The 26,000-nt window shown below is 69.7% G+C and carries 22 protein-coding genes and 1 pseudogene; 9 read left to right on the top strand and 14 right to left on the bottom strand.

Annotation, left to right across the window (positions count from 1 at the left end):
- Positions 1-4 precede the first annotated feature (4 nt).
- Positions 5-1,459: an MFS transporter gene (locus GV126_RS12255; protein ID WP_159665558.1), complete on the top strand. Its 1,455-nt coding sequence runs from the start codon at positions 5-7 to the stop codon at positions 1,457-1,459.
- Positions 1,460-1,850: 391 nt separating this feature from the next.
- On the opposite strand, the gene GV126_RS12250 is transcribed toward GV126_RS12255, so the two are convergent.
- On the bottom strand, positions 1,851-2,477 hold the full coding sequence (locus GV126_RS12250) for an NAD(P)H-dependent oxidoreductase (protein ID WP_159665556.1): 627 nt from the start codon (positions 2,475-2,477) through the stop codon (positions 1,851-1,853).
- A 725-nt stretch (positions 2,478-3,202) separates the two neighbouring features.
- Here GV126_RS12250 and GV126_RS12245 point away from each other — a divergent pair.
- Entirely contained in the window at positions 3,203-4,165 is a 963-nt protein-coding gene (locus tag GV126_RS12245) for an AraC family transcriptional regulator (RefSeq protein ID WP_159665552.1), read from the top strand.
- A gap of 656 nt (positions 4,166-4,821) precedes the next feature.
- Positions 4,822-5,358, top strand: a complete 537-nt coding sequence (locus tag GV126_RS12240) for a hypothetical protein (RefSeq protein ID WP_159665549.1) — start codon at positions 4,822-4,824, stop codon at positions 5,356-5,358.
- A gap of 530 nt (positions 5,359-5,888) precedes the next feature.
- On the opposite strand, the gene GV126_RS12235 is transcribed toward GV126_RS12240, so the two are convergent.
- Positions 5,889-6,482 carry a hypothetical protein gene (locus GV126_RS12235; protein ID WP_236569966.1) on the bottom strand — a complete coding sequence of 198 codons (594 nt, stop codon included), beginning with the start codon at positions 6,480-6,482 and terminating at the stop codon, positions 5,889-5,891.
- Positions 6,483-7,274: 792 nt separating this feature from the next.
- Between GV126_RS12235 and GV126_RS12230 the strand changes: the two genes are divergently transcribed.
- A complete protein-coding gene (locus tag GV126_RS12230; protein WP_159665546.1) occupies positions 7,275-7,796 on the top strand; it encodes a hypothetical protein in 522 nt (173 codons plus the stop codon).
- 538 nt (positions 7,797-8,334) lie between these two features.
- Here the strand turns inward: GV126_RS12230 and GV126_RS12225 are convergent.
- Positions 8,335-9,303: a TIGR01777 family oxidoreductase gene (locus GV126_RS12225; RefSeq protein ID WP_159665543.1), complete on the bottom strand. Its 969-nt coding sequence runs from the start codon at positions 9,301-9,303 to the stop codon at positions 8,335-8,337.
- 403 nt (positions 9,304-9,706) lie between these two features.
- On the opposite strand from GV126_RS12225, the gene GV126_RS12220 reads away from it, so the two are divergent.
- From GV126_RS12220 to GV126_RS35730, 3 genes are all read left to right on the top strand, one after another.
- Positions 9,707-10,252 (top strand): EF-hand domain-containing protein, encoded by a 546-nt coding sequence (locus GV126_RS12220; protein WP_159665541.1) that lies wholly within the window; start codon positions 9,707-9,709, stop codon positions 10,250-10,252.
- A gap of 421 nt (positions 10,253-10,673) precedes the next feature.
- On the top strand, positions 10,674-11,876 hold the full coding sequence (locus GV126_RS12215) for an epoxide hydrolase family protein (protein WP_159665538.1): 1,203 nt from the start codon (positions 10,674-10,676) through the stop codon (positions 11,874-11,876).
- Positions 11,877-12,204: 328 nt separating this feature from the next.
- A complete protein-coding gene (locus tag GV126_RS35730; RefSeq protein ID WP_185947625.1) occupies positions 12,205-12,348 on the top strand; it encodes a hypothetical protein in 144 nt (47 codons plus the stop codon).
- A gap of 169 nt (positions 12,349-12,517) precedes the next feature.
- Here the strand turns inward: GV126_RS35730 and GV126_RS37650 are convergent.
- A pseudogene (locus tag GV126_RS37650) lies at positions 12,518-12,685 on the bottom strand (IS5/IS1182 family transposase); the annotation flags it as partial.
- Between the two features lie 209 nt (positions 12,686-12,894).
- On the opposite strand from GV126_RS37650, the gene GV126_RS12205 reads away from it, so the two are divergent.
- Complete coding sequence (locus GV126_RS12205) at positions 12,895-13,965, top strand: glycoside hydrolase family 43 protein (protein ID WP_159665536.1); 1,071 nt, start codon at positions 12,895-12,897, stop codon at positions 13,963-13,965.
- A gap of 826 nt (positions 13,966-14,791) precedes the next feature.
- On the opposite strand, the gene GV126_RS12200 is transcribed toward GV126_RS12205, so the two are convergent.
- From GV126_RS12200 to GV126_RS12190, 3 genes are all read right to left on the bottom strand, one after another.
- A complete protein-coding gene (locus GV126_RS12200) occupies positions 14,792-16,378 on the bottom strand; it encodes a Na+/H+ antiporter (RefSeq protein WP_159665534.1) in 1,587 nt (528 codons plus the stop codon).
- A 489-nt stretch (positions 16,379-16,867) separates the two neighbouring features.
- The gene (locus tag GV126_RS12195; protein WP_438947839.1) at positions 16,868-17,758 is read right to left on the bottom strand and encodes a LysR family transcriptional regulator; all 891 of its coding nucleotides are present in this window, start codon (positions 17,756-17,758) and stop codon (positions 16,868-16,870) included.
- A 50-nt stretch (positions 17,759-17,808) separates the two neighbouring features.
- Positions 17,809-18,666: an NAD-dependent epimerase/dehydratase family protein gene (locus GV126_RS12190; protein ID WP_159673592.1), complete on the bottom strand. Its 858-nt coding sequence runs from the start codon at positions 18,664-18,666 to the stop codon at positions 17,809-17,811.
- 539 nt (positions 18,667-19,205) lie between these two features.
- Between GV126_RS12190 and GV126_RS12185 the strand changes: the two genes are divergently transcribed.
- Complete coding sequence (locus tag GV126_RS12185; protein ID WP_185947622.1) at positions 19,206-20,117, top strand: alpha/beta hydrolase; 912 nt, start codon at positions 19,206-19,208, stop codon at positions 20,115-20,117.
- A 76-nt stretch (positions 20,118-20,193) separates the two neighbouring features.
- Here GV126_RS12185 and yczE read toward each other — a convergent pair whose 3' ends face one another.
- The 7 genes from yczE to GV126_RS12150 form a co-directional block, all read right to left on the bottom strand.
- On the bottom strand, positions 20,194-20,865 hold the full coding sequence (gene yczE, locus GV126_RS12180; protein ID WP_201299832.1) for a membrane protein YczE: 672 nt from the start codon (positions 20,863-20,865) through the stop codon (positions 20,194-20,196).
- A complete protein-coding gene (locus GV126_RS12175) occupies positions 20,862-21,434 on the bottom strand; it encodes a TetR/AcrR family transcriptional regulator (RefSeq protein WP_159665532.1) in 573 nt (190 codons plus the stop codon). Before GV126_RS12175 ends, yczE begins: the two co-directional genes overlap by 4 nt.
- A 342-nt stretch (positions 21,435-21,776) precedes the next feature.
- Positions 21,777-22,751 carry a polyprenyl synthetase family protein gene (locus GV126_RS12170; protein ID WP_159665530.1) on the bottom strand — a complete coding sequence of 325 codons (975 nt, stop codon included), beginning with the start codon at positions 22,749-22,751 and terminating at the stop codon, positions 21,777-21,779.
- 18 nt (positions 22,752-22,769) lie between these two features.
- On the bottom strand, positions 22,770-23,591 hold the full coding sequence (locus GV126_RS12165) for a phytoene/squalene synthase family protein (protein ID WP_236569965.1): 822 nt from the start codon (positions 23,589-23,591) through the stop codon (positions 22,770-22,772).
- A 190-nt stretch (positions 23,592-23,781) separates the two neighbouring features.
- Positions 23,782-24,624 (bottom strand): ABC transporter permease, encoded by an 843-nt coding sequence (locus GV126_RS12160; RefSeq protein ID WP_159665526.1) that lies wholly within the window; start codon positions 24,622-24,624, stop codon positions 23,782-23,784.
- The gene (locus tag GV126_RS12155; protein WP_159673589.1) at positions 24,621-25,226 is read right to left on the bottom strand and encodes an ABC transporter ATP-binding protein; all 606 of its coding nucleotides are present in this window, start codon (positions 25,224-25,226) and stop codon (positions 24,621-24,623) included. Before GV126_RS12155 ends, GV126_RS12160 begins: the two co-directional genes overlap by 4 nt.
- 351 nt (positions 25,227-25,577) lie before the next feature.
- On the bottom strand, positions 25,578-26,000 hold a 423-nt coding region (locus GV126_RS12150; protein WP_159665524.1), incomplete at its 5' end, for an amidohydrolase family protein.

Here is a 26,000-nt window from a genome sequence, read left to right as displayed (position 1 = left end):
CGTCATGTCCCAACACGTCGGCGAGTTACCCGAAGACCGGGAAGGGCCCGCCGCCTCCGCACAGGCCACGCGGCCGAAGCCTGCCGAAAGCGTCTTCTCGGGCCCGTACCGGGCGCTCAGCCTCGGCGTGATCCTGTCGGTGAGCATGGTCGCGTTCGAGTCCCTGGGCGTGGCCACGGTGCTGCCCGACATCGCCCGCAGCCTGGACGGCCTCGGTGCCTACGGGTGGGGCCTGTCGGCGCTGATGCTCGCCAACATCATCGGCACCGTGCTCGCCGGGCGGGCCGCCGACCGCCGCGGCCCCTGGGGGCCGGTCGCGGCGGGCACGGCCGTCTTCGCGGTGGGCTGCGCGGTGGCCGGGGCGTCCGGCTCCTGGCGGCTGTTCCTGGTGGGCCGCTTCCTGCAGGGCCTGGGCGTCGGCGCCGTGATGGCCATGGCGTACACAGTGATCGGGCTGGCCTACCCCGAGCATCTGCGGGCCCGGATGTTCGCCCTGCTCTCCTCCGCCTGGACGATCCCGTCGCTGATCGGCCCGGTCGTCGCGGGCACCCTCGCGGACAGCGTCAGCTGGCGCGCGGTGTTCCTGCTGATGCTGCCGATCGTGGCGGCCGCGGCGCTGCTCACGCTGCCCGGCCTGCACCGCCTGGAGCGCCCGCGGGACCAGGGGCCGGCCGGGCCCGCCACACCGTGGTGGAAGGGCCCGCTGGCCAGTGCCGTGCTGCTGACCCTCGGCACCGGCGTCATGCTCCAGGCGCTGCTGCTGAAGAACGTGGGCCTGCTGGTCGCGCTCGCGGTGGTGGGCATCGCCGTCGCCCTGCCGGCGCTGCGCCGGGTCACCCCCGAGGGGACCCTCACGGCGCGCGCGGGGCTGGGTGCCGGTGTGGTCATCCGGGGGCTGCTGTGCGGGGCGTACTTCGGCAGTGAGGCCTATCTGCCGCTCGGGCTGCAGGAATTGCGCGGCCAGAGCGCCTGGGCAGCCGGTCTCGGCCTGTCGGCGGGTGCGATCACCTGGGTGCTGGGCTCGGCCTGGCAGGCCAAGCGGGACGCCGAGGCGGGCGGGCGGACCGCGAGCGTGGCTCTCGGGTTCGTCGTCCTGCTGCTGGGCGTCGCCGTGATCGCCCTGGCCATCCTGTCCGACACCGTGCCGGCGTGGATCGCGGTGGCCGGCTGGGCCGTCGGCGGCATCGGGATGGGTGTGGCGTTCAACGCGGCCACCACCGACACCCTCGAACAGGCACCGGCGGAACGGCAGGGCGAGATGAGCGGGGCGCTGCAGCTCGCGCAGACCCTCGCCACGGGCGTGGTGGCCGGCCTGGGCGGCGCGGCGCTGGCCGTCGCCAGGCACTACGACTCCTCGGCCCGTACGGCGCTGGCCGGGCTGTTCGCCTTCACGGCGCTGCTGGCCCTGGTCGGCGTCCTGCTCTCCCGGCGACTGCGGCCCACCGCGGCGTCCGGGTGAGGGCCGGCCGTGCCCCGGGTCCGGCCGAGAACGGCCGGTGCCCCGAAAAGCTCCGGCAGCGCGGCCCAAGGGGTGCTCCGCCGCTCGGGCCGCCGCGGGAGCACCGCCGTCCCGAGACGTCCGGCACCCCGGCGAGCGGACGTGCCGGACGCCGACGGCCCGCCGTGCGCACGAGGGCGGCAGGGCGGGCCGTCGCCTCTGCCTCTTCGAGCTGCGATTCCCCCTTGAGCTGCCGCCGGGTCGATCCGGGCGGACGGTGGGCGCGTTCCATTCCCCCGTCGCGCGCCGCCGGACCGAACCGGTGAAGCCCGGCGGCACAAGGAAGTCCTCGTCCTGCCGTTGCGCATGGCAGGACGAGGACTTCCGCCTTCTGTGTCCGGGCAGCGCGCGGTCAGGCCCGGCCGTGGAACTTGGTCAGCGGCGCGTTGGCGCGGGCACGGATGGCTTCGCTGATGGTCCGCACCGCACGGTCGACAGCTCGCACCGTGGCCTCGGGGGCGAGCTGTTCGGATCTGTAGATGAACGCTGTGGAGCCGCGTTGGCTGCCGCAGTAGTCCACGATGCCGTGCTCGATCTGCGTCCGCAGTGCGCTCTCGTACCCGTGGCGCTCGTACGCACCGCAGTCGTCGCCGGCGATGGGGAGAAGATGTGTGGTGAGACCCTGCAGTTTCGGCCGCAGGCCCGAAGCGGGGGAGTATTCGAAGGCCCAGCCGTTGACGAAGACACGGTCGATCCACCCCTTCAACAGTGCGGGCATCGACCACCAGTAAACGGGGAAGACCAACACAAGGTCGGTAGCGCGCTCAAGACGACGGTGTTCAGCCGTGACGTCAGCCGGATAGTTGCCGCCGTCGTGGTACGCCCGACGATCCGCCGGAGTGAACCGGGGGTCGAATCGCTCCTCGGCCAGGTCGGCGATTTCTACCGAACCGGGTTTGAGCGCTGCCTCAAGTCTTCCCAGGACGTAATGCGTCAGGGACCGGGGGGCGGGGTTGGCGGCCACCAGCAGGGTATGCATGGCAATGGCTCCGGTTACGTGAGAACGGACGTCTGGAAGTGGTGTGGGTGCAGGATGGGGTGCGGTGCTCCTCCTCGCGGAGCCCTGTTGCGTTAGGCCGGGCGCGTGGGACTCAGCACCGCCAGGCCTCCGCTGCCGTGGCCCGCAGGAGGCATCGAGGCCGGTGAACGGCTCGGGGACCGCACCCACCGGAAGCGCCAGCTCGCCAGCGGCCGGTGGGACGCGGAAGGGGTGCCCGCCGAAGTCCTGGACGAAGTTCGAGGCACACAGGATGGTCCGTCCCAGCGCCGAGCCGCGTACGGCGTTCTCGGCCGAGCGCATCCAGCCCGAACGCGGAGTCGCACCGGCCGTCGGCGCCGTGACCGGAGAGCAGGACCAGGCGCCGCACACCGGCGGCCTCGGCCCGCGCCACGAAGTCGTGCACAGGACCGGGCACGGGCGGGGGCACCACGTAGGCGGTGGTGACGCCCCGCAGGACCTGGTCCCAGCCGTGCTCGGGGTGGAACCCGTCGAACGGGGTCCGACTGGAACGGGAGGCGGCGCGGATGGGCGTGTCGCGCAGCCGCAACCGGGCGGCCACCCGCCGGCCGGTGTGGCCCGTCGCGCCGAGGACAAGAGTGATGTCGTTGCTCATGACCGCGAGTCAACGGCACGGACGCGGACGGTTCCATAGGTGATGAGCCAGATCACCTGGGTGATCGTCTGAATCGTTTAGCCTTTGCCGGGTGGATGCTTTCGGCGACCTCCTGCGCGGAGTGCGGGCCCAGGGCTCGTTGTTCGGCAGCTCGACCCTGACCCCGCCCTGGTCGCTGCACTTCGTGGACGGCGCGCCGCTGACCTTGTGCACCGTCCTCTCCGGGGGCGGCTGGATCGTGCCGGAGCGCCGTCCGCCCGAGCGTCTGGGCGTCGGCGAGACAGTGATCGTGCGGGGACCCGCGCCGTTCCTCTTCGTCGACGAGGTGAGCACTCGGGCCGAACCCGTCGAGTGCGGTGCGTTCTGCTCGACGCCGGAGCAGGGCGGGACCCGGTACCGGCTCGGATGGCACGACGCCGGTACCGGCGGGGACGACACGACGACCCTGGTCGTCGGTGCCTATCCGGTGCGCGGCGAGATCAGTCGCAGGCTGCTGGACGCACTGCCCGTCGTACTGCGCGTGGGGTCCGGCGACGGGCCCGACCCGGTGTGGGACCATCTCGCCGCCGAGGTCGCCGCCGACACGCCGGGCCAGCAGGTCGTCCTCGACCGGCTGCTGGACTGGATGCTGGTGTGCGCGCTGCGCGAGTACTTCGACCGGCCCGGCGGTACTCCGCCGGGCTGGTACTCCGCAGGGCGCGACCCGGTGGTGGGCGGCGCGCTGCGCCTGCTGCACGAGGAACCGGCAGCGCCGTGGACGGTTGCCTCGCTGGCCCGCCGGACCGGGGTGTCGCGGGCCACGCTGGCGAAGCGGTTCACCGAACTGGTCGGCGAACCGCCGCTGACCTACCTCACCCACTGGCGCATGACGCTCGCGGCGGACCTGCTGACCGAGCGCGAGACGGCGACTGTCGCGGAGATCGCCCGCGCCGTGGGCTACTCCGACGCGTTCGCGTTCAGCGCGGCGTTCAAACGGACCCGCGGCATCAGCCCCAGCGCGTATCGGCGCACCGCGACGACCCCATGCCCACAGCCGACCGGCACACCCCCATGACAAGTCCTCAGGCATCTGCCCCCACGCCCAGGACCTTGGGGTCGCCCACCAGGAGGGGACTGATGGCGGCGGCCGCTTGCAGCAGGGCCACGGGGACGCACCGCCGGAAGCAGATCCACAAGCGGCTGGTCGGTGAGCTCACGCTCATTGGGGCCGGGCAGGCCCGTACGGCTTCGGGCCCATCGACGCCTTGACTTGCGAGACCCCGGGCCTGACAGCGGGCCCGGCCTCTCTGGCAGTGGGGGAGCGGTCAGAGGTTGTCCCAGTAGCCATTGCCACGCGGCGCGGCGGTCCGGGGAAGGATGGGCAGTGAGGTGGCGTGACGCGAAAACGCGGCTCTGGCCGCGTCACGCCGCCGCGCGAGTCCTGTGGGTCGGCCGGCACCGCCCCCGCTGCCGCTGTGGCCCCGGCTACTACGGCTGGGTGGCCGGCAGCTCGTGGATCCGCTGGGCGTGGGGAACAGTGCTGCACGCGCCGCCTGCCAGAAGCCGCGCAGCGGACGTCGGCGTCGTTACCCGAGTGGCCCCGCCTGTCGGCGGCGGGCGTGGCGGGAGGGCGCCGGTGCACCTAACGTCGGCAGTGCACACCAGTGGCGGTGTCCGGGGCGGCTCGGCGTCGTCCGCGGATACCGGTTCGGCGTGGGAGGCCGGTCAGCGATGAGACGCACCACAGCGCGCCGACGCGACGGCGAGGGGCCTCCGCTGGTCGACAAGTGGCGCCGAGCGGCCGACCGTCATCTCTCCTCTGCGCAGCGATCGTTGCTGATCACGTGGATCTCCTTCGGCGTGACCTTCGGCACCGTCCGGGTCATCACGCACGGGATCCGCGGCGGCTGGCTGCCCTGGGGCAACATCTCCACGGGTGGCCAGCACCTGCACCACTACAACATCGGGATCGCCACCCTCGCCGGGCTGGGGCTGATCGCGGTGCGCGGTGACGAACGCGCCGTCGGGCACCCCGCCGTCGCGGTCGCCTATGGCTGCGGTACCGCGCTGATCTGCGACGAGTTCGCGCTCCTGCTGGACCTGCAGGACGTCTACTGGGCCAAGCAGGGTCGGCTCAGCGTCGACGTCTCCCTCGGAGTCCTCTCCACACTGGGCGCCTACCTGACGGCAAAGCCGTTCTGGCACGAGATCGGCCGGATCACCAGGCATCACCTTGTCACCGCGGCTCGTGGCGCCGTCACCACCTGACCGCCCATCGCGTCAGAACCTGACGGGCCATCGGGGCGCGGCCGAGCCGGCCGCCTGACCGGCATCACCCCGCAGACAGCCGGCCTCGTCGACGCCGACCAGGCCGCCCAGCAGATCAGCCTCGGCTCCGCCCGAGAGGCACGCCTGGTCGCCGAGGAGGCCATGGCCCGCGTCCGCGACAGTACGGGCCCGGCCGCATCGATCCGGCCGCCGTCTTTCGCCACGTCTCATGACGCACACACCGGGGCGGTGGACGTGAGGACATGGCGTCAGCCTGGATCGACACGTCCCGGGAACCGGCTGCCAGGACGTGAGCCCAGCTCGTCTTCGGTCTCACGGCGCTGACGGAGCGGCTCCGGCAGCGCAGACTCCGGCGTCTGGGCTGATGGGACGGATCCTGAGCAGGGCTGCGAGCCGCTGGGGCTGGCACACGCGCCGGCGGGGCGCGACGCGGACGCCCACGTGCCGAGCGGAACGCGGCACCCCGCAAGGAACGCGTCCTCCAGCTCAACGGCGCTCGGACCCGGCTGTCAGTCGACGCTCTTGTTCAACACGCGAGTCATCTGCGTGCCCACTTCGCGGGTGAGACCGCCGTCGCACGGGATGCCGAGGGCCAGTGCGAGGTCTTTGCCATGTATGTCGGCGAGGGCTTCGGCGAGATCGGCGAACGCGGAGGCGGCGGCGCGACCCCGGGGGACCGCGGTGACGGCGGCCAGCACACCGATGACCGCGGCGGGCCACCAGCACGCTCCGAGCAGGAGGTAGGCCACCGCCCAGGCGTGCAGGCGAGCGGCCGATCTGAAGGCGGTACGCGCGGCGGAGAGTTCGTCCCGGGTGCCGTCCGGGGCGAGGAGCCACAAGTGTGGCCAGGCGACGGTGAGATCGAGACGGTAGGCGCGCCAGACGCGGTGTTCGGGGGCGGTGATGCGGTCGCCGGTCCAGAACGGGTGGCGGGGCACGGCGAGCGCGATGCGCGAGCGGGCGGCGTGGCGGCGTTCGGCGGCCTCGGTGAGCCGTTCACCGAGAGCCGCGCGCTGTTGTGGTGGTACGCCGAGGAGGTTCGGGGCGAGTTTACCGATGACCCCTGTGACCCGCGGGCGCTGCTGTTCCGGCGGCCGCCACATCGTGATCCGGTAACAGGTCCACTGGCCTGCGGGTCGCAACGTCGAGCAGAGCGGTCCCGTAGACACGGGCCTCGCATCACGTACTCGTCGACGCCGACCACACGCGGGACGTGTGGCTGGGGCTCCGGGAGAGCGTCGACCAACTGTAGGACTGTGTTCCGGCTGACCCTCGTCCCGAAGACGTCGGCCATCCGGACACCGGCGCGACCGGCCAGGGCGAGGCCGACCCTGTGATCACCTACCGCATTCGTTCGGGCCATTGGCTTTGTGGAAGGTCGGGGCCTGGCCGCGCTTGTTCTCAAGGCCGGAAACGTGGTAGCGAGCGGCAGGCCGAGTTGCTCAGGAGGGTCGGCACCCGGACGCCGACCGGCTCGAGCGCGGGCCCTGGCCCAGGGCAAGAGCCCGGCGCAGGCCCAGCGGGCGACTGTGCTGGGCAGGCCCATCGAGCACAACTGCTCACCCAAGACCGACAAGGCCAACGCACCCCTTCGGGTCCTCGGCCGGTGCACCGAAGCTTTCCCGGCCCGGCCAGGAAGGCTGCCGGCCTCGAAGAACCGCCACCTGGCCACCCGGCAGGACGTGGGGGAAAGCCCTCGCCACCGGCGAGGCGTTCAGCCGTCCCGACCACCACAGAGTCGACACAAAACCACGCCGAACTGGATAAATAACAATCTAGGTGGATGTTCCTGAGCGACTGACGATATGAATCGGCGTGTACTCAGTCTGGCTTGTGTCACACTGAGCGCGCGCTTCCCGATTTTATGGAAGTGTATTCAGACAGGCAGAGGCAAAATGGAGATCGAGCGCGTGAAAAGATTGCGCATGAAAAGCAAGCGGATGTGGGCTATAGGGGGGCAAGTGCTCATCGTGTGCGCTGAAGCGCTCATTCAGATTTCTCTGAACGGAGCCTCATGGTTCCTTCGTGCTGGTGCACTCGCTCCTGCGGTTTTGATCTTGTACTTCATTTGGCGGCTTCAAGTGCACCCATATCTGGCTTTCGCTGAAAATTATGTCGTAGTCGAAAATGTTGTAGCCACGTATCGCATCCCGTATCGCATGATTGAAGCATGTGAGGGCAAGCGTAGCTTGCTTATTCGAGTGACGGGGCGAGGGGTCATTCCAGTGCTTGCTTTTGACGCCTCTTTCGTTGGGGGGCGGTGCAAAAGTGCTACTCGAGAAGAACTGCTGCGCCGAATAAACGCAGCAGACTTGAACGGCCGTGAAACCTTCAGCAAGGCGACCGGTATGGGAACGCTGGATATCCTTGCGATTTCTTTCGTCTTTCTGCTCATTGTATTCTACTGGGTTGGCTGATTATTCCGTTTGGGCACCTATTGGGTGACGGTCGGTGCTCCGTAAGGGGCAAGGCTCCCGGCTGGTTGGTCGAGGTGCCTGACCTTTAAGTCGGCCAGCCTGGGCGCGTTGAAACCATTTCGTGGCCCCGGGATGCTTGCCAGGCTGGCCGGGGCCGCGCGGAGGCTCTGCCGTGAGTAGTCGCTGGAGCGTCTGGGCCGAGACCCCGCTTAGGTGGTAGTGCCGAATTAATTCCAGGCGTCCGCGGCTTCGTCGGCGGCACCTTCACGCCTGGCTCCGGGCTGAGTTGGACGCCGTGAAGCTGATGATGCAACAACCACCACCGCCTCGTGGACTGCGGTCTCCTAGGGCGGCCACCGCCACCGATGAACCCCACCTGCAGCCGGGGCTGCGATGACACCGTGACGGCAACTGGGCGGGCCTTCGTTGGCCTGGCGGAGCCCTGACGCTGCTGTCACGGTCGGAGGCTCCGTGCTGCTGCCGGGTGGCCGATGGAGTGGCGTCAGTGACGACGGCCCGCCCATCGGCGTCCGAACCGTCACCGGCGTGCCGTCGAACCGCCCCTGGCCCGTTCACGCACTCGGCGCACCAGTTCCTCGGCGGCCTGCGGCCACTGGGGATACTCGAAGGCGAAGCCCGCCTGGGTGAGACGACCAGGGACGACGCGGCGGCTCTTCAGCAGGAGTTCGGTGTCGGAGCGCAGAGCGAACGCGCCGACCTCGGCCATCCATTTGGTCGCCGGGAGACCCACTGGTACTCCCCACACGGAACGCAGGGTTCGCATGAACACGCGCTGCGGCAGGGGATGGGGAGCCGCCAGGTTGACCGCCCCGGTCAGGTCCTCCCGGTCCATCAGGAACTCCACCGCACGCACGAAGTCGTGTTCGTGGATCCACGACACGTACTGCGCTCCGCCGGCGACCGGGCCGCCGAGACCCAGGCGGGTCAGCCCCAGCAGGACGGCGAAGACCCCGCCGGGGTCCGGACTCATCATCATGGCCGAGCGCAGGGCGACCTTGCGGGTGGCCGGTGTATCGGCCTCTTGCTGAGCCCGCTCCCAGGCCTTGGCAATGTCGACGCTGTACGCCCAGTAGCCCGGCACGCCGGCCTCGGCACCGCCGATCACGCCGGTGGCTTCGTCGTTGGGTGCGTCGAAGCGGTGTGCGTACACCGTGGCGGTGCTCATCTGGAGCCAGACCCTGGGCGGGCGGGCAGCGGCTGCGATGGCGGCGCCCACCACCCGGGTGGAGTCGACCCGGGAGTCCATCATCTCCTGCAGATTGGCCGCCGTGTATCGACAACTCACACTGCGTCCGGCCAGATTGATCACGACATCGCTGCCGTCGACCTCCGCCATCCACGGTCCCAGAGTCTTGCCGTCCCATGGGACCTCGCCCTCGCGCCCGGGACGTCTGGTGACGATCACGACCTCGTGCCCGGCGGCGCCGAGTGCGCGCTTCAAGACCGCGCCGACCTGTCCGGTCCCGCCAGGAATCACGATTTTCATAGGCTCCCCCCTCGCTCAGGGTGAGCCTAGACCAAGGAGTTGAACGCGTTCAAAACCGGGTGCCCGTGAAGTCACGCTCTGAGCCGACCTCGCCGTGCGGCGCACGAGCCTGGACGACGACCTGCGCGACCCTGCGCACGCGGCCGCCCGCCGTCGTCGTACCGGCCTGGTAGCGTCCGGGGCGTTCACTGGGCCGGGCCGATCCTGGCGCTCACCGCTGCGGCCGTGGAGCCGGAAGTGCGGCAGCGAGAGGGCGAGGGTCGTCCGATGCGGTCAGGTGGGGCGCGTGGAGCGTCGGGGGTGCGAGCGGGCGCTCGGCACGCCGCTCCGCGCCACCAGGCGCCGTTGGGCAGTGACCGATCGCGGGCAGGATCGCCGTGGACCCCGACAGAAAGGGCAGGCCGTGGCAAGTGAGTTCCAGCGCGCCAAGCTCGTCAGCATGTTCCGCGCCTTCGACGCCGACGACAACGGCTACCTCGACCAGCGCGACTTCCAGGCCCTCGCGGAACGCTGGAAGAGCCTGCCCCGCGTGCGACCGGGATCCGAACTGGCCGCTCGCGTGGACACGGTCATGCTGCGCTGGTGGGACCACCTCGCGGCCCACGTGGACACGGACAACGACGGCAAGGTCGACCTGGAGGAGATCCTCGCCATGGTGGACCGGCTCCCCACGATGCGCGAGGTCGTGGCGGCGACCGCCGAGACCGTCTTCGACGCCGTCGACGACAACGGCGACGGCCGTATTTCCCCTGCCGAGCATCGGAGGCTGGTCGACACGTGGTACGGCGAGAGCGTCGACGTCGCTGACGTCTTCGACCATCTCGACCAGGACGGAGACGGTTACCTCGGCCGTCCGGAGTTCATTGAGCTGTGGATCCAGTTCTGGACCAGCGACGACCCGGCCGACCCGGGCAACCATCTGTGCGGTCCGGTGCCGACCCGCACCTGACGACCACCGCCCGGACCGCGCCGGAGGCCGGCACACTGAGGCCGGGGAGCGAGGGGCAAGGAAGCCGGCGTCACAGCCCCCTGGCCCCGCTGCCAGGAGCTGTCCGCCCCGGCGCCGCCGCCGACCGGTGACGGGGCCACCCGTGGTGGAGAGCGCCCTGTGCCGGCAGGGCCAGGGTGGTGACGGGCCACTTGCCCGGCCCGGGGGCGATGCCGGGAACCATTCCGTGGGCCGCACTGATTCTGTTGTGCCACCCGGAGCGATCAGGAGGAGTTCCGAGCTTGCTGATCGCTGTTCGAGTCGGCCCGACCCGTAGGGGTGTGGAGCCTCGCCGGCCTTCCGTCGGGTGAAGGGAAGCGGGCACCGGGGTCTCGAAAAATGCTGATTTTGAAAGCGGCAGGATCACCTAAGCTGTGCCGCCATGACGACCTCACCGGACGACAGCATCCGACCTTTCCGAGTCGCGATCCCGGACAGCGACTTAGCCGATCTGCACGATCGCCTCGACCGCACTCGCTGGCCGGACGAGTTGCCCGGCGTCGGCTGGGACTACGGCGTTCCGCGTGACTATCTGCGGGAACTCGTGCACTACTGGCGACACGAGTACGACTGGCGGGCGGCGGAGAGCCGCCTGAACCAGTGGCCGCAGTTCATGACCACGATCGATGGCGCAAACATCCACTTCGCGCACATCCGCTCACCGGAACCGGATGCCATGCCTTTGATCATCACGCATGGCTGGCCCGGGTCCATCGTCGAGTTCGAGCGGATCACCGGCCCGCTCACCGACCCTCGGGCGCACGGCGGTGATCCCGCGGACGCCTTCCATCTGGTCCTGCCGAGCATCCCTGGCTTCGGGTTCTCCGGCCCCACCCGCGAAAGGGGATGGGAGTACCAGCGTGTCGCGGCTGCGTTCGCCGAGTTGATGCGCCGCCTGGGCTACCAGCGTTTCGGGGCCCAGGGCGGCGACTGGGGAGCGGCCGTCTCCCGCGAACTGGGCCGCCTTTGCCCCGACCGCGTCATCGGCGTCCATCTGAACCTGATCCCCGGTGCCGGTGCGACGGCCGAGCCGTCGCAGGAGGAACTCGCTGCCCTCAGCCCCGCGGAACGGGAACGCACCTGGGCCTCCTGGGAGCGGATGCAGGCGTGGAGCCGCGACAAGCAGGGTTATGCGGACATCCAGTCCACACGTCCGCAGACGCTCGCCTACGCACTCTCCGACTCACCGGTCGGCCAGCTCGCGTGGATCGTCGAGAAGTTCAAGGAGTGGACGGATTCCGTGGACCGGCCGGAGGACGCCGTCGATCGGGACCATCTTCTGACCAACGTGATGCTGTACTGGCTGACCGGGACCGCCGGCTCCTCGGGGCGCATCTATTACGAACGCGCTCACTCCGCTTACTGGGGGAAGCCGCCCGAGCCCTCGATGGTGCCCACCGCGTTCGCCTCCTTTCCGCAAGAGAATTTCATCGTTCTGCGTCACATCGCCGAGCGCACCAACAACATCGTCCGCTGGACGGAGTTCGACCGGGGAGGCCACTTCGCCGCGATGGAGCAGCCAGACCTGCTCGTCGGTGACATCCGGGCCTTCTTCCGCAGCCTGCGGAACGCAACCGCATCTTGATCGGGCGAGCTCCGGCCGCACCACGCGGCAGCCAAGCAGAACCTGGTACACAGGCACTGTTCGCCGGGGGTGCGGCCGTCAGCCCGCCTGCTTGAGGACCTGCTGGAGCCGGCCGCTGCGGCCGGCCCGCTCGTGGCCGCGCCACTGCCCTCGCAGGCGCCCCGGACGCGGGCGGCGCCGGCCACGCCCTGCTGCCGGCCGCCACCGTCATCGGCGGTGTCGGGAAGAAACTGGCTTCCCTTGACGGCATCACCGACATCAACCGTGTCCCACCCAAGGCCGGCAGGCGGACGTCCTGTCGACCTTCTACGTCGTCCTCTACCTCGGTGTGGGCGACCCCGTCATCGGATTCGGTTTCCTGGCCACGGCGACCGGCCTGCTGACGGTTGTACAGCTCTTCGCTGCGGTCGTGGCGGCGCTGTGCCTGCTGGACACGCTCGCACTGGCCCGCAAGCGCCGCCGGCTCGCCTGAGCGCCCCAGCCCGAATGTCCACCCGATGTCTCGATTCGTCGGTACAGACGACGGCCTCGTGGTTGCGCTCTGCCGCACTGGCTGTGGGAGAAGCAGGTGTGGCACCTGCGATCAGCGGGGATGTCGACGCCGCAAGCACAGCGAAAGACCTGCGAATGCGTCGATGTCCGCTCATCACGAACGCGAACGGACGTCGCCCGCCTTCGCCGGCCGCATGGATCTTGCAGGCCAACCCGCCGCTCGATCGGCCCAGGCCCTCGTCGAGTCGATGGTGAAGTGGCCGGCCAGGCCGGCGCACGCGGGTCGTAATTCTTGCCGGTGCCGCCGTCCGGCACGACGGCCCGGTGAGTACAGGGCGTTGACATGTCCATCGCTCGACGCGATGCTGGGGCGGGTGGCTTTCATCGGTGCAAGCACTGGCGGAGCCGAGTGGCGGGCGGGATCGCCGCACCGTCTCCTCCAGGCGGTCCGGACCGGACGCCGTCCCCAGGCCGCGGCCTCGCGTCGGCCCGGCGTCGAAGCGGAGGCCGACCAAGGAGCCGGAGGATGATGTCCTTTCGCGGTCTGAGGAGCGCTGCCGCCCTCTTGCTGTCCGGCGTTCTCGCCGCCGCACTGTCCCTGACATCCGCCGAACCCGCCCGGGCCGGCCAGACGAGCCTGCGGGCCGCCGACCCGAGCGTGCTGCGAGTCGGCGGAACCTACGTCGCGGTGCAGTCCGTCGGGGACGGCATCGTAGTGCGGCAAGCGGCCTGGACGGACGCCCTCGCCGCGGCGCCCGCCCGCCGGGTGTGGTCGGACACGCGCAGCCTCGGTGAGGTCTGGGCCCCGGAGATCGTTCGGGACGGCGGCCGCTACTACATCTACTTCACGGCAGGCCGCGGAGCGGCCCACCGGATGTACGTCATCAGCTCCGCCGACCCCGACAGCGGCTACACCGGCGAGACGAAACTGGCCCTGCCGGACGACAAGTGGGCCATCGACGGCTCACTGTTCAGTTTCAACGGGCAGCGGTGGTTCGTCTGGTCCGGCTGGGCCGGTGACACCAACGTCGAGCAGAACCTGTACATCGCCCGTATGAGCAGCCCGACCACGCCGACCGGCGCGCGCTACGTCATCTCGCAGCCGCGCGAGTCCTGGGAACGGGTAGTCGGCGACCCGTTCATCAACGAGGGCCCGGAGCCCATCAAGGACCCGAACGGGCAGCTGCACGTCGTGTACTCGGCCAACGGCAGCTGGAGCGATCAGTACTGCCTGGCCGACCTGAGGTTGCGGGCCGGCGGTGACCCGACGTACGTGTGGGACTGGTACAAGTCCAACGGCTGCCTCTTCGGGTCGAACCGCGCCACGATGATGTCCGGCTGGGACCCGACGCTGGGCGTCAACGGGCCCGGCCACCACAGCTTCGTCCTCCTCGACGGCGACATCGCCACGAGTCCGCCCGCCGGTCCGAGGTTCCCCCTGATGTTTCACGCGGTGCCCAAGGGAACGCCGTACGCCTGGGAGAACCGGTACTGGTACACGGGCACGTTCTGCTGGTGGGGCAACACCACCTACAGCCGCGCCAACGTTCCCGGGCCGAACGCCGACACCGGCTGGAGCCTCAAGTTCTTCGAGTAGTCATGAGTGTTCGTGAGTGGCTCCTGCTCGGCCTGGACGTGTGGTTCTCCCTGGGATGAGCTCGCCCGATGTGGCATGAGCGTGGTCGGGCGGATGTCGCGGTGGCCTAGAGGGGTGAATGATCGCTGCTGGACCGGTGCGGCTGTCCCGCGAGCGGAGTGTCGGTCGTCGGGGGAGACCGCTGCGGTGTCCGGTGGTGTTCAGCACGATGGTGCGGACGGACAGCCGACTGGGCAGGAGCCGGCCGTGGGTGAGCCGGTGTATGAACAGGTCGCTTCCGGGCAGCAGATGTGGGGCGATCCGGGCGAAGGCGCGGCTGGCGCCGAGGGGTCTTCAGCTCGGCTCGCGTTCCGCCAGCCGGTCCCCTTGCTCGATGGCGGCCCCGTACCGTCCCAGGTGCCGGGGCCATCCGCTCCGGCACACCGCCGGCTGTTCATCAGTGCTGCGTCACTCCGCTCTGTTCAGGGTTGTCGGCGGGGGGGAATGCCTCGTAGCCGAGGACGAGGTCGCCGGCGACGGGGGGGTGCAGGTGCTTCGGCGCACCTGCCGCGGCCTGCTGCGTGCCGCGGGCCTCGCGGCGAGCAGCACCGCGCCTGCTGCCGGGGCTGTTGGCAGGGCTTCCAGGACACGGCGGCCGCGTCGCTGGGCGACCTTGCCCTGTGTGCTGCTCACCGAGAAGCAGGATCCGCGCAGGCTTCCCCTTCGCCCCAGGGGGAGAGGCAACCTGTCACGCCGTAGGCGGATTGCAGCACCTTGCCCACACGCTCCGGTGCCTGGACATCGCCGTCGGCGGCAGTGATGACGAGGAGCTGCTGTCCCGGTCCGTTCAGTCACTCGGCTGATGGGGGGCAAGTCCGACTTCTTCGTTGTCCAGTCGGGTCACCAACTGGCGCAGCACGGTGTCGTCGATCCGGCGTTCGTCCCGGAGCCGTACGAGTGTCGCGCGCTCGCTCGCGACGAGGGCCAGCCGCAGGGTCCGGTACTCCTGCTCCTTGCGCAGAGCAGGGTGTTCCTCGTCGCCGTCGGCGCGTGCGCGGATGAAGGTGAGGTGGTTGTCGTACTCCACGCGTAGCCGGTCGGCCACGTCGTCGCTGATGCCGAGAGTGGCGGTGAGCCGGGGAAGGGCCTCGAGGGCCTCCTGCGTGGCGATGGTCTCCGCGAGGTGAAGCTCCTGTTCGGGCGTGGTGTCGCGTGGCAGCTGAGCCCAGCGCACCGCGGCCGGCAGCACGAGACCCTGCAGCAGAGTCAGCACGATCACTCCGCCCGTCACGAACACGATCACGTCCCGGTCCGGGAAAGGGGCGCCAGAGCCGTTGCGGAGGGGCACGGCGAGCACCGCCGCGAGGGAGACGGCGCCGCGGAAACCGCACAGGCCGCTGACCAGCCGGGACCGGTTGCTGAAGCGCAGCGTCCGCTGTTTCGGACGGCGGTCGAGCGAGCGGATGAGATAGGCGCTGGCGTACAGGTGGCACAGACGCACGCCGATCACGACGGCGGTCGCGGCGAGGGTGGGGAACACTGCCCACGACAGGTCGTCAGCGGACAACCTCTTGACGGAGGAGTGGAGTTCGAGTCCGACCAGCACGAACAGGGAACCGTTGAGCAGGTGGGTGGCCACGGTCCAGAACGCGTTCGCCTGCAGGCGCATGTCCGCGCGCACCGCGCGCGGCACCACCTGGCTCATGATCAGTCCGCAGACGACCACGGCGACGACTCCGGAGGCACCGATCTCCTCGGCGATCAGGTAGGTGGTGAAAGGGACCAGCAGCATCAGAGCCTGGCCTTGCAGGGGGTCCTCCCGGATCCGCCGCCGCGCCCGGACGGCCATCCAGGCGATGGCCGCACCGACCAGCGCGCCGCCGGCGTAAGCCCGCACGAACAGCCCCCCCACGTGCGAAGCGACTAGGTGTTCCCGGCCGATCGCGATGCCGACCGCCACGCCGTACACGACCAGCGCGGTGCCGTCGTTGACCAGGCTCTCGGCGCGCAGCACGGTGACCTGGCTCCGCGGAAGCAACCGCCCGACGATGCCGAGGGCCGTCGCGTCGGTCGGGGCCACGGCGGCGCCCAGCACCCAGGCGGGCCCCCACGGCAGGCCCAGCGCGTGAGCGGTGGCGGCGACCGACGCGGCCGTGGTGATGACCAGGACGGTGCTCAGCAGAACGATGCCCCGCAGGTGGATCCGGACCTGGCTCAGCGAGGTGTTCAGGCTCTCCCAGTACAGCAGCACCGGGAGAAACAGCAGCAGTACGACGTCCGGGCGCAGATGCACCTCGCGCAGCGCAGGGATGAAACCGAGCAGCACGCCCGCGACGAGCAACACAACGGGAGGTGTGATGCGCATGTGCTTCGAGAGAACGTTGCCGAGCAGCGTCGCCAAGCCCAGCAGTACGACGAGTTCAAGACCGAGCATGGTGCTCCGGGGTCGGCGGCAGATGGGGCGGCCCGGATGCAGCCCCGGCGGTAGGGCAGCAGGCCCGTCGCTCCGGAGTATGCCGGGCGGGGCGTGTTCCGCGGGTGTGGCAGGGGGCGTGTCGGGTGGCGCGGAGGACTGGCCGGCGTCACTGAGTCCCGTTGCGTCCGCACGACCGACGGTCTCCGGCTGCCGCTCCGCTGCGCCTGCCCTGTCGCACGCGGCGATCACGGCGCACGTCAGCCGGACGGCGGACTACGACCGGGGGTCCGGACAACACGGTGGCCGGATCGGCGAAGGCGTCACTGCCCGAGTCGGCCGACGGCTCCCGGCATGTCCCGCGCCGTCGGCAGCACCGCACCACCGGCCGTATCACCACACGCTCAGTGGTCGCCCACGGGACCGACCGGCAGCACGGGAACAATGCCTTCGCCGTCCGCACCCGGACGAGGCCGACCTCTGTCTCCCCTTCCGACGGACACACTCATGTCACGCAGTCGGTGCCAGGGAAGGGGACACATCGACGAAGTCTTGGATGAACCGGGAGCGGTGCGTGGCGACCCAGGCGAGGCACACCCGGCTCGGACCGATGCCGTCGACGGGTACGGCGACGACATCGGGACGCGTGTAGAAGGCGGCGGTGGAGAGCGGGAGGACGCAGATGCCCGCCCCGGCGGCGACCAGCTCGAGCTTCTCTTCCACGCTGTGCAGGGCAGGGACGTCGTCGCGTTCACCCGTACGCAGTTCGCGTGCCACGTCACGCCACTCGGGCACCGCGTCCGGATCCTGCAAGAGGTGGTCGTCCGCCAGGTCGAGGACCGTGACGGCGGACCTTCCGGCGAGCGGATGGTCGATGGGAAGGACGGCCAGGCGAGACTCGGTGAACAGCGGCTGCACGTGCAGACCGCTCTGGTCGACGGGCAGGCGGATGATGCTGACGTCCGCCCGTCCGTCGCGCAGCACCTCGACCTGGTCGCTCCAGCCGGTCCGCAGCAACCGGACGCTCAACGAGGAATGCCGCGCCTTGAGCATACGCACGGCCGGAGTGACGGTGATACCCGGCATGAAACCTATGGTGAACACGGGCTTCTCCCCAGCGGCGGCGGCGACCCTGCGCACCATCGCCGCCGACGCGGCGAGCAGCGACACGGCATCGTCGAGAAGCTGGGCCCCGGGGGGGGTGAGAACGGTGCCCCGCCGGTCACGGCGGAAAAGCTGAACACCCAGGTCCTCTTCCAGCGCGCGCACCTGCCGGGACAGAGCCGGCTGGGCGACGAAGAGCCGTTCGGCCGCGCGGCCGAAGTGAAGCTCCTCGGCGACCGCTACGAAGTAGCGCAGCTTTCGCAGATCGATGTCCACATCGATTGCGCGTTCCGTCACCATGTGTCCCTGAGTTCTCACGCGCCCACCACCAGGAAACAACGGACATTCTAGCCGTGTGCGAGGACGGACAAGGGATCGGTGTGGGTCGGGACCCACCCGAGGTCGGCACGGGCGCGCGCCGGCGTCAGCTGCTGGTCCAGCGCGAAGGCGTCCGCGATGGGGCCCATCTGCTGACGCGCCTGGTCGATCGTGAGGGAGGTGGTCCTGCCGTCGAATCCCGCGCCGTGGCTGAGGGCCTCGGCGACCTCCTTGGCCGTCGGGTTCACGCCGCCGACACCGACGTAGACGGACCCGGCCGGCGCCCGCAGGGCGGCGGCGTACAGCCTGGCGAGGTCGACGACGTGGACGAGAGCCCAGTGCTGTGTGCCGTCGCCGATGTACGGCATGGCGCCTGCTTCCTTGCCGGGTCGGGTGACGAAGGCGTCGATGAGGCGGTTCACGCCGCCGTACAGCAGCCCGGCCCTGATGATGACGGGCCGGCCGCCGTGAGCGGCTCGGGCAAGGACGGCATCCTCGACGGGACGGCGCCAGGCGACCACGGCGGGCGGGTTCCAGGGGGCATCCTCATCGACGACCCCATCGGTGTCCCCGTAGACCCAGGTGCCACCGGTGTGCACATACGTGCCGACACCGATGCCGTCCTGCATCGCGCCCGCCGCGGCGAGGTCCTCCTCGCCCGTCTCGGCCTGCGCGAGGTGAATGACCGCCTCGGCGTTCGCGGCGGTTTCGTTGAGCAGGTCCACATCCGACAGGCTGCCGCGTACCGGTTCTGCGCCCAGGGCCTGGACCGTTCGTGCGGCCTGCTCGCTGCGGGCCAGAGCCCGAACGGTGTGACCGCTTTCCTGCAGCTCGCCGATGACCGCCTTGCCGATGTAACCGGAGCCGCCGGTGACGAAGACCTTCATGACATACAACCTTTCGTTCGCAACCAGTGCGTTGTTGTCAGCTTGCGCTCGGCCGGGCACCGGCGTCCAAGACCTGTTCCCGTCGCTGTCATGCCGTCTCGGCATCAGCCGTGCGGCTGCTGTCACCACTGGCGCCACCTGGCTGCACACGGTGTGCAACCGCGGACACACCTCCGCCCGTGCGGGCCTACCCCTGCCATGCCACGACCTCGATGGTGGCAAAACGGGATCACGTACCTACCGGTAGCTCCAAGCCGCACTCCGCCGGGCTGCTCGCACACGGAGACTTCCTGTCGCCCGTGTCCATGCCTTCCGGGCATCACAGATCCCGGATTCGGTATTGGACGTCTCCAGGGCACGCGATCACAGTGGACCGCGTGGGCAAGTCTCGGACACCACATGCACCGAAGTTCACGCGAATTCACATCTGTTCCGGACCGGGCCATGAAGTGTCGCGACGCGAGATCGACGACCTGACGGAATTCGTCCGCCGTCAGATCCCCTGACGGACGTCCCGAAAAGAGAGCTGAAAGGTCACTATGGTGCGGCACGACATCGAGTTCGACGCCGAGGGTGCGCTCCTGCGCGGCTGGTTCTATGAGCCGCAGCCCTCCGCATCACCCGCCCCGTGCGTCGTGATGGCCCACGGCTGGTCGTCCACCAAGCGCATGCATCTCGATCGGTTCGCCGAGGTGTTCGCGGCAGCCGGCCTCGCCGTGCTCGTCTACGACAACCGCGGCTGGGGCGAGTCCGAGGCCGCCCCCGGAAAGCCCCGGCACGAAATCGACCCGTGGGAGCAGATCCGGGACTACCAGCACGCCATCACCTACGCGCAGAACCACCCGGACGTCGACCCGGACCGGATCGGGGTGTGGGGCACCAGTTTCTCCGCCGGACACGCCTTCGTCGTCGCCGCAATCGACCGACGGGTGAAAGCCGTCAGCGGACAGGCGCCGTTCATCAGCGGCCGTGGCACGTACGCCAACCTCGCCCGGGTGCACAACCTGGTGGTCGGACCCGAGCTTTTCACCGCCGACCGGCGTGCGCGCGCGAAGGGGGAGCCGCCGGCCACCGTACCCGTCGTGGGAACCGACCCGGGACAGCTGGTGGGCCTGCCCACCCCCGACTCCTACGCATTTTTCACCCACGCACGCAAAGAACTCGATCCGACCTGGCCGAATGAAGTGACCCTGCGCAGCATCGACAACTTCTACGGCTACGAGCCCGCACGGTACCTGCCCGACATCACACCGACGCCCCTGCTGATGATCGTCGGCCGGGAGGACGGCCTGACCGGAGGAAACCTGGCGGCATCGGCGTACGGAACGGCAGCCGAACCGAAGAGGATCGTCTTCCTCCCCGGTGGGCACTTCGCCGCATACACCGGTGACGGCTTCACCCGCGCCTCGCAAGCCTCCCGCGACTGGTTCCTCGAGCACCTCACGAGGTGACGCACCCGACCTCGCCCGGGTGGCCGGGCCCGACTCTCGCCTGGCTGGGGGAACCGCTCTCCGGTCCGGTGCGGACTCAGGGCGCGGGCGAATCCACCGTGGAGTCCGGCCGGGACGCGGGGGCGTGCCCGTCGTGCGGTGGTTTTGCCGGCTCGTTCGGCTGGAGGGCCAGGCGTGGCAGGAAGAAGCCGACGAGGGGTCCGATGCCGATGGCGTACACGGCCGTGCCGATTCCGGCGGTGCCGCCGAGCAGCCATCCGCTTGCCAGGGCCGAGGCTTCCACGAGGGTCCGGGCGAGGCGGATGGAGAGTCCCCGCCGGGCCAGTGCCGTCATCAGCCCGTCGCGGGGGCCCGGTCCCCAGCCGGCTCCGACGTAGAGTCCGGTGGCCACCGCGGTGCCGATGAGTCCGGCGGCGAGGAAGAGCAGTCGGTAGGGCCAGGGCTGTGGCGTGGGCAGTACCCGCAGGGCCTGGTCGAGCGCGGGGCCGACGAGGACGGCGTTGGCGAGCGTACCGATGCCGGGCCGTTGTCGCAGGGGGAGCCAGAGGAGGAACACGCCGGCCGAGATGAGGACGACGACCGCTCCGAGGGTCAGCCCGGTGGTACGGGCGATGCCCTGGGTGAGCACGGTCCATGGGTCCGTTCCCAGGCCTGCCCGGACGAGCAGGGCCGTACTGATGCCGTAGAGAGCCAGCCCGGTCAGGAGACGGGTGGCGCGCTGTGCGATGCGGTCCCCGGCCCACTTCATGAGGTGCCGGTCAGCAGTACGGCGGCGGCGTCCGCGGCGTCGGCCACCGCCCGTGCGGCGGCCTGGGGCCCCTCGACGACCACGCGCCCGGCCACGCCGTCGATGAGCAACAGCAACTGGGAGCCCAGGAGTTCGGGCCGGGCCGCCCCTGCCTCTGTGCACAGGGTGGTGAGCAGTTCCCGCAGCCATCGTTTCTCCTCCCGGACCGCCCGGCGTACGGGGTCCTCGGGATCGACCACTTCGGCCGCGGCGTTGAGGAAGGCGCAGCCCCGCGCGCCCTTCCTCTCGTACCGGTGAGCCAGCCAGGAGAAGACCGCCAGCGGCCGGTCGGCGGGATCGCGCACGCCGGCCAGCCATTCGTCCAGTTCGGCGGCCGCCTCGTCGTGCCGGTGCCGCAGTGCCGTGGCGGCGAGTTCGCTCTTGCCGGAGAAGTGGGCGTACAGCGTCGGTTTCGACACGCCTGCCTCGTGCGCGACGGCGTCCACCCCGGTGGCACCGAGGCCCCGGTGGTAGAAGACCTCCTCCGCGCTCTGGATGAGCTGGTTCCTGGCACTCCTTCGAGGACTCATGAAACTTAACTTACCGGTAAGGCAAGTTTCTGTCACTACCGGAGGGACCACAACGGGTGCCGACCGGCAGACCGCCGCTTCCTGCTCCGCCGCTGCTGCGCCCGTCGTGACGCGCGGCCGCGTTGCCCGGGTGCTGCAACGAGGCTGTGACCAGCACTTTCACAACAGGCCTCAGGCCGGACCCGGTGCGGGACCGCCCACGGCTGCGGGAACGTGCACGCAGGCCACGACATCCGTGAAGGCGGGGGCGCCACCGGCCCGTCCGGCGGTGAGATGAAAAGCCGACGGCCGGCACTGGCGGTCGGCCGCGAGGTGGCCGAGCAGCAGCTGACAGGCGCGCTGTCAGCGCCGGCGGTCGGCTGCTGAGGTGACCAGTCGGGCGAGCTGGGTGGAGTCCGGCAGGCCGGTGAGTTCGGCGCGTGCTCGTTCGGCGCAGGAGGCCGCCATCCGGGCCGCCTTGGTGAGAGCCCCGGTACGGGTCAGCACGGCGAAGGTGTCGCGGTGTGCGGCGACAGGATCGGTGCCGCCGCGGAATACGGTGGTCAGGCGGTTGCGGTCGGCTTCGTCGGCGGTTTCGTAGGCCAGCAGGGCAGGAAGCGTGGGCTGGAGGTTGGCGACGTCGCTGGTGGCTGTCTTGCCGGTGATGTGGTCCTCGGCGGTGTAGGGGAGCAGGTCGTCACGGATCTGGAAGGCCATGCCGAGTTGTTCTCCGTACCGGCGCAGGGCCTGATGCTGCTGCGGGCTTGCTCCGGCCAGGATCGCCCCGGCCTGGCAGGCGGCGCCGGTCAACGCGGCGGTCTTGGCTTGCATGACGTTCAGGACGGTCGACACTCCGCAGTTCAGGTCGCCGCGGATCTCGGTTTCCCGCATGAGGCCATGACACATGCGGCGCAGGGCCTCGATGGTGACCCGTGCTGCGTGCAGCACCCGCTCGTCAGCGCCGGAGCTGAGCAGGGCCGCGATTCCGGCCATCGACAGGCCGTCGCCTGCTACCAGGGCTTCGGCGAGGCCGTACTGCTCGGCGGTGGAGGCCCGCCCGCGGCGTACCGGGTCCTGGTCGATGATGTCGTCGTGGATGAGGCTGGCGACGTGCAGGCACTCGATGCCGGCCGCGAAAGCCAGCACCTGGTCGGCGGTGCCGCCGACGGCTTTGGCCGACTCCACGCACAGGAGGGGGCGCAGGAGCTTGCCCGGGGGGAACAGGGCGTCCAGGCAGGCCAGCTCCAGCAGGCTGTCGCCGCTGCCCACCCAGCGAAGCAGCTCGGCTTCCAAGAGCGGAACATACGTGGTGCCGACGGGGGTCACAGCAACAGACATGACGCGTCCTTTCACAGGTCAGCAGGGGATCACGGCGCGCATGAAGGGGCGCCACACATTGAGCAGCGATCCCAGGGAGGGCTGCACCGGTCGGTGGAGGACGTCCTGGCCTGCTGCCAGCACCGCGGCGATGACCAGAGCCATGTGCTCACGGTAGACGTGCCACGAGGGGTTCATGGGACCGTGGTCCACTTCAGCGGCCTTGTGCAGGTGCCGGGTGACACGCTCGGCCTCGAACGCGATGAGATCGGCCACAGCCGGTGTCCAGCGTTTGGCCTTGACGTCCTCGGCACGCACTTTGAACCGGTCGAGGTCTTCCAGCGGCAGGTAAAGGCGCCCGTCGTCGAGGTCCTCCGACAGGTCGCGCAGCGCATCCGTCAACTGTGTGTACACCGAGAACTCGCGTACCAGCAGCTCATCCGCGGCCTCGGTCGCTGCCCCCGTCACCCGGTAGGCCATGGCCATCGTGCCGCCGGTCATCTGCATGCACCACCGACGGAATTCCTCGAAGGTGGCGAAGTCGCGGAAGTCGAGATCACGCTGCATCGCTGTGAACATGTCCTCGACCACCGACAGCGGGATGTCGAAAGTCCGGTAGGTGTGGACCGTGGCGTGCAGGACGGGATCGTGGGAGCCGCCGGCGGCGAAGGCTGCCCAGGTGGCCTCGACGAAGTCGGTGAAGCGTCGCCGGCGGCCTTCGACCGAGCCGCGGTCCACACAGAGATCGGCGCGGCACCCGTGCGCCAGTACCGCCGCCGTGTGCGGCCGGGCCGCTGCGGGAGCGGTACGCAGGCCGTGCCAGCGTGCGGTCCCTCCGTCGGCGCTGTCCAGCTCGCGCACGCACACCGTGTAACAGTGCCGAAGGACGGGATCGGTGATCCCCGCCGCGTCCAGCCATCGCCTGACCAGCATCTGTGAACTCTTTCTGCTCGAACCGGTTCCCTTTTCGGGGCCAGGACTTCGCTCTGCGTCGAGCGCGCAACCGTCACTCGTAGGGCGCTTTGTCAGCCGCCGCGCGCCGGGGTGTTGCTCAGGGGGTCGTCGACGAGGCCCGGGCGGGGCGCGCAGGTTGCCGGTGCCTGGGCGGCCACGGCAGACGGAAGGGGGGTCTTGCGGTCAGAGCGTCCTTGGTGCGGCGGCGGAAGGCGAACAGGCCCACGAGCGCGGCGCCGGCGAACCACAGGATCTGGACGGCCAGATCGCCGGGCAGGGGTGTGCGGGTGAAGCCTGCCGCGGTCGCAGCCTGCATGGTGCCGTAGGTGGGCAGGAATTCCACGGCCGCGCTCCTGGTGCCGCCGCTGGCCAGCGGGCTTTGCAGGCCGACATCGACGAGGCTGGTCATGACCAGGGCGAACATGCCCTCCACCTCCCGGCGCAGCAGGGAACCGAAGACGACGCCGAGCGCCCCGTAGGTCAACGCCCCGCAGAACAGAGCCGCGGCGAGCTGCACGGGCTGACGCGGGCTCCAGGCAGCGCAGATCACCGCGGTGGCATAGGCGGCGACGGCGCCGGAGGCCAGCGCCAAAGAGGTGGTCTTGGCCAGGACGAGGTGGATGCGGGGGTAACCGGCCATGGCCAGGCGGCGGTCGAAGCGTCCGCCGTTGAACGTGACGGCGAACATCATGAACCCGGTGATCAGGGTGACGGCGTTGATCGCACCGGTGATCTGCGTGATCTGGTTGCCTGCGGGTGCCAGAAGCCGACCGGTGGCACGCAGCCTGAAGGTCACGGTCGTGCTGGGGATGACGGCGTAAGCCAGGCTGATCCAAGACGGGATGAACAGGGCGACCAGGACCATGGCGAGCCTGTTGCGGGTGTGCTCGACCAGATCGAAGCGGCACGCTGTGACGAAGAGATGCAGGTGTCGCCTCACGCCGGCACCGCCGTCGCCGGATGCAGAAGGCCGCCCTGAAGCCGCCACAACTCGTCCAGCCGTTCGGCGTCATAGGCCAGGTGCGAGACGACGAGGACTGAGCGGCCCGCATCGCGCAACCGTGCCGCCAAGTCCCAAAAGCGCTGGTAGGTATCCCAGTCGAAACCTTGGTAGGGCTCGTCCAGCAGCAGCACCCGCGGGTTGTGCATCAGCGCCAGGGTCAGGTTCAGCTTCTGGCGGGTGCCGCCGCTGAGCAGGCCGGCACGCTCATCGGCGTGCTGCGACAACCGCAGCACGTCCATGACCTCTTCGGCGTGTCCAAGGTCCGGCAGCCCTCGCGCGACGCGGAAGAACTCCAGGTGCTGGCGTACGGTGAGGGCGTCGTTGATCACCACGTCCTGTGGGCAGTAGCCGAAGGTGCCCTCGTGACGCACGGTGCCACGCTGCGGGCGCAGCTCACCGGACAAGATCTTCAACAGCGTCGATTTGCCCGCACCGTTCTCCCCGACGATCCCGGCCAGCACACCAGGCCGCAGGTCGAGCTCCAACCCCCGCAGAACCTCACGACGACCGTACGCGTGACGTACGCCCCTGACCTCCACCGCACCCCCGGACCCGTGCTGTGTCACGCACTCGCTGCTGACCACTCGCCGTCGCGGCAAGGTTAGGCATCACACATGGTCAAAGGTGCAGCTGAGGCCGCTGGTTAGCCCGCACGAGTGAAGCCTGCGTCGTAAACACGGCCGAGAGCTGAGCCGGGAACGGCATCAGCGTCGCAGTGCCGTGTGGCGACAGGACGCAGGGCTCACGCGGCCCCCGCACGCGGCGCCCTTGGCTGGGGCCGCCCCTCCGGCTGCGGAGGTACGCGTCCAGGCCGGCCGGCGGGTCGCCGGCTGCAGACAGACCTGCGGACCACGTACGCGGGCAGGTTCGCTTCCTGGCTTCACCCCTGGTCAGTGGGCGAGGCGAGGGAAGAGTGTCTCTGCGTTCTTGCGGTCGATGGCCTTGGCCTGGCCGGGCGTGAAGTCGGGGTAGGTCTCCAGGAAGTGGTTGTAGTAGCTGCCGGCCTCCTGCGGAGCGAAGGGCCAGTCGCTGCCGTAGAGGACGTGGCCGGGTTCGGCGAAGGCGAGCAGGGCGGGAAGGGCGCTGGGGCTGGCGGACAGGGCGGTGTCGAAGTAGAACCTCTTCAGGTCGCGCAGGATGTCCTCGGTGCTGCGGTCGGGGTCGATGACCGTGGAGGTCAGCCCTGAGAAGCGGTAGGCGGCGTAGGGGAGGAAGCCGCCGCCGTGCGAGAGGATCACTCGCATGTTCGGGTAGCGGCTCATGACACCGTTCAGCACCAGGTTGAGGGCGCTGCGGGTGGTGTCGAAGACAAA

Source organism: Streptomyces mexicanus (genome assembly GCF_902506575.1).
Taxonomy (GTDB): domain Bacteria; phylum Actinomycetota; class Actinomycetes; order Streptomycetales; family Streptomycetaceae; genus Streptomyces; species Streptomyces mexicanus.
This window is presented reverse-complemented; position numbering and strand designations above follow the sequence as displayed.

What these genes read in the sequence shown, in the direction of transcription:
- GV126_RS12200 (WP_159665534.1), bottom strand. Translation starts at nt 16,378, where the DNA reads ATGCTCGGTCTTGAACTCGTCGTACTGCTGGGCTTGGCGACGCTGCTC.
- yczE (WP_201299832.1), bottom strand. Translation starts at nt 20,865, where the DNA reads ATGAAGTGGGCCGGGGACCGCATCGCACAGCGCGCCACCCGTCTCCTG.
- GV126_RS12235 (WP_236569966.1), bottom strand. Translation starts at nt 6,482, where the DNA reads ATGTGGCGGCCGCCGGAACAGCAGCGCCCGCGGGTCACAGGGGTCATC.
- GV126_RS12225 (WP_159665543.1), bottom strand. Translation starts at nt 9,303, where the DNA reads ATGAAAATCGTGATTCCTGGCGGGACCGGACAGGTCGGCGCGGTCTTG.
- GV126_RS12230 (WP_159665546.1), top strand. Translation starts at nt 7,275, where the DNA reads ATGGAGATCGAGCGCGTGAAAAGATTGCGCATGAAAAGCAAGCGGATG.
- GV126_RS12190 (WP_159673592.1), bottom strand. Translation starts at nt 18,666, where the DNA reads ATGAAGGTCTTCGTCACCGGCGGCTCCGGTTACATCGGCAAGGCGGTC.
- GV126_RS12240 (WP_159665549.1), top strand. Translation starts at nt 4,822, where the DNA reads ATGAGACGCACCACAGCGCGCCGACGCGACGGCGAGGGGCCTCCGCTG.
- GV126_RS12175 (WP_159665532.1), bottom strand. Translation starts at nt 21,434, where the DNA reads ATGAGTCCTCGAAGGAGTGCCAGGAACCAGCTCATCCAGAGCGCGGAG.
- GV126_RS12250 (WP_159665556.1), bottom strand. Translation starts at nt 2,477, where the DNA reads ATGCATACCCTGCTGGTGGCCGCCAACCCCGCCCCCCGGTCCCTGACG.
- GV126_RS12185 (WP_185947622.1), top strand. Translation starts at nt 19,206, where the DNA reads ATGGTGCGGCACGACATCGAGTTCGACGCCGAGGGTGCGCTCCTGCGC.
- GV126_RS12170 (WP_159665530.1), bottom strand. Translation starts at nt 22,751, where the DNA reads ATGTCTGTTGCTGTGACCCCCGTCGGCACCACGTATGTTCCGCTCTTG.
- GV126_RS12215 (WP_159665538.1), top strand. Translation starts at nt 10,674, where the DNA reads ATGACGACCTCACCGGACGACAGCATCCGACCTTTCCGAGTCGCGATC.
- GV126_RS12205 (WP_159665536.1), top strand. Translation starts at nt 12,895, where the DNA reads ATGATGTCCTTTCGCGGTCTGAGGAGCGCTGCCGCCCTCTTGCTGTCC.
- GV126_RS12255 (WP_159665558.1), top strand. Translation starts at nt 5, where the DNA reads ATGTCCCAACACGTCGGCGAGTTACCCGAAGACCGGGAAGGGCCCGCC.